Annotated in this window: 2 protein-coding genes and 1 pseudogene; 2 read left to right on the plus strand and 1 reads right to left on the minus strand. The window is 43.4% G+C overall.

All coding sequences use genetic code 11. The annotated features are described in order from the left end of the window. Together ACEW8P_RS15365 and ACEW8P_RS15370 are read left to right on the plus strand one after the other, a co-directional pair. Positions 1–1,102, plus strand: a 1,102-nt coding sequence (locus ACEW8P_RS15365; RefSeq protein ID WP_373513963.1) for a sorbosone dehydrogenase family protein, incomplete at its 5' end; no start/stop codon positions are given. 79 nt (positions 1,103–1,181) lie between these two features. After that, entirely contained in the window at positions 1,182–2,921 is a 1,740-nt protein-coding gene (locus ACEW8P_RS15370; RefSeq protein WP_373513964.1) for a PQQ-dependent sugar dehydrogenase, read from the plus strand. A gap of 19 nt (positions 2,922–2,940) precedes the next feature. Here the strand turns inward: ACEW8P_RS15370 and ACEW8P_RS15375 are convergent. Then, positions 2,941–3,089, minus strand: a pseudogene (locus tag ACEW8P_RS15375) (monofunctional biosynthetic peptidoglycan transglycosylase); the annotation flags it as partial.

The raw sequence follows: 3,089 nt of genomic DNA on the forward strand, positions 1-3,089 counted from the left end.
CAATACCTTTCTGGACATTCGGCCTTTGATCGACAATTTTGCCACCGAACCCGGCTTGGGAACGGGTCTGGGTAGTTTCGCCTTTCATCCCGATTTCCTCGACAACGGGTTGATTTACATCACCTACACCGAAAAACCGACGGGCAAGTCGGCCGATTACTCCTACGACGATTCTATCCAGCTGAAGTTGCAATGGGTAGTTTCGGAATGGAAAATAAAAGATGTGAACGCGTCCGTTTTTGCGGGTACTCATCGGGAAATGCTGCGCATCAATGTACCAGGTGCCAGCCACGGTACCCAGGATATCGGTTTCACGCCGGGTCTGAGAAAGGGCGACCCCGATTACGGAATGTTGTACATCGGCACTGGCGACGGCGGTACTACCATTGGCAAGCATCCCGAACTAACCCACAACCTCCGCTCGCTGCTGGGAACAATCATCCGCATTGACCCGCTGGGCCGCAACAGCCCGAACGGGAAGTACGGCATCCCTTCCGACAATCCTTTTTATAATAACCCCGACCCGAAAGTCCGCCAGGAAATTTGGGCGTATGGCTTTCGCAACCCACATCATCTAACTTGGTGGAACGGGCCGCAGGGCCCGGTGCTGTTCGAAAGCGAGGTGGGCGAAGGAAACGTCGAAGAAATCAACCTGATCGAGAAAGGCCAGGATTACGGTTGGAATGTACGGGAAGGTAACTACGCGTTGGATCTCAAAAATCTGAAAGCCCCCAAACCCTTACCAGACGGCGAAGTCGGACCTTTCCGCGACCCGTTCGCCCAGTATGATCATACCGACGGCAACGCCATCATCGGCGGCTACGTGTACGAAGGCCCGCTTGATGCCTTGCGCGATAAGTTCGTCTTTGGCGACATCAGCCGGGGGCGGTTGATGTACCTGGACTTAAGTAAGGGCTTAAACGACCGAACGATGTACGAGATGTTCATCATCAAAGACGGCAAAGCCACTTCCATGAAGGAAATAGTACCTACCCCGCGCCTCGATCTGCGGATTACGTACGATCCGTTCAAGAAGGAGATGTATTTGATGACAAAAGGAGATGGGAAAATAAGGAAAATTGTGAAGGCGTATTTGGAGTAAAAAATATTAAGGACTAACTCCCTTTGTGAAATTATTACATATTTTTGCTGATATTTCAACTTGACATATTTGGGATTTCATGAAGAAGCGATACATCATTTTCAACTTGTTGCTTTTTGCTATTTCATTTACTCAGGCTCAGGATCAAATTCCCCCTCCTGTCACCTCTAATAATCTCAAAAGTGCACTTGAAGATAAAAATGCAGTTAGCGGCGAAACCTACTTTCGTTTCAATTGCGCTTCTTGCCATTCTATGGAAAGTACGACAATAGGTCCTAAGTTGGGAGGAATTACTAAGATATGGACAGATGAAAAATTAATAGAGTTTATCAAAAATCCTGCTAAATTTATTGAATCGGGTGATCAAAGAGCATTGGCACTTGCCAAGAAATACAAGCTTATTATGCCTGGATTCGAAGGATTCAAGGACTCAGAAATTAAATCGATAATTTCTTATATAAAGAATGAAACGCAATTGAAGAATATCTCACCACCGGAAATAGATGTTGAAAATGACACTTCTAGAAAAGTGCGGTACGCTAACCCAGTAAAAGTTAGTAAACTTAGAGTCGAACTTGAAGATTCTTTCACTATACCGAGTGCGACGAGCTCCAATTCTTCGGAGATCAATTCGCTTAAGCCACATCCATCAAATGACGGCAGCCTGTATGTCGGTAGTTTCAGAGGCATAATTTATCGAGTAGATAATAAAGAGGCAATTCCCTTTTTAGATATAAATTCTTTTACAAACCAGCTAGCACTCGTTCAAGGCTCTGATATTGGTCTGAGTAGCTTTGCATTCCATTCTGATTATTTAAATAATGGTTTGCTGTACACAGCTCATGCCGAAAAGCCACAGGATATTCCGGCTGATTATTACTATAATGATTCTATTAAAGTGGAAGTACAATGGGTTATCACGGAATGGAAAATAAAAAACATAGCAGATTCTCATTTCTCAGGTGAGAAAAGAGAATTGTTACGAATTAATATGCCGTCCTACTTAAATGGTGTCAAAGATTTAGCTTTCTACCCGAAAGCAAAAATAGGTGACCCTGATTTTGGAATATTGTATATTTCCATTGGCGACGGAGGTGCTACTGTCTCTGGATATCCTGGCCTCACGCACTCTGTCAAATCGTTATTGGGTACAATCATCCGTATAGACCCGTTGGTCACAGATAATTCAAATGGAAAATACAGTATCCCTAAGCATAATCCATTTCTTGATGATTGGATTCTGAAAGCACGGAAAGAAATCTGGGCGTATGGCTTCCATAACCCAGATAAAATATCATGGCAGGAAACGCCAAGGGGAGCGTACATGCTGATTACTGACAGAGGCCTAGAAGGCATTGAAGAAATCAATTACGTCGGACGAGGTCAAGATTTTGGCTGGAACGTTAGGGAGGGCAGATACGTGTTACCAACAAACTCCACAAACTACATTCTTTCTCTATCAGAAGAAAGAAAAGTGAAGTTGTATAACGATCCGATTTCACAATATGATCATACGGACGGTAATGCTATCATTGGTGGATATGTCTATGAAGGCTCCCATGACCTGCTGAAAGACAAATATTTATTCGGAGATTCTGCTACTGGACGGCTATTTTATTTAAGTCTTATCAACTATGATCAAACGATATATGAACTTTTGATAAATGAAAAAGGTGCTTCTAAACGTTTGAAAGAATTTAATCCTAAATTTCGGCTAGGTTTTACTATTTCATATGACTCATTCAATCAAAATGTATACCTTTTATCCCGAGAGGATGGAAAAGTTTATAAAATTGTAAATGCCAATTTGGAAAAATAAGTATTTGACTTTTTCGCTTTCACAATTCCGCCAAGTACTTCTGCCCGCCTAACGCCCGCATTTGCCGGGAAATTTTACCCGCCCGTCCTTGTACGTAAGAAGAAGGATTTTTTATCGAAAATCGGACCGGGTTCGGTAACACCGCTGCGATGCGAGCGGCCTCGGCGC

Origin of the sequence: Persicitalea sp. (assembly GCF_041751555.1) — a bacterium.
Lineage (GTDB): Bacteria > Bacteroidota > Bacteroidia > Cytophagales > Spirosomataceae > Persicitalea.

Excerpts from the sequence above, each read along its gene's own strand:
- ACEW8P_RS15370 (WP_373513964.1), top strand. The coding sequence starts at position 1,182 with ATGAAGAAGCGATACATCATTTTCAACTTGTTGCTTTTTGCTATTTCA.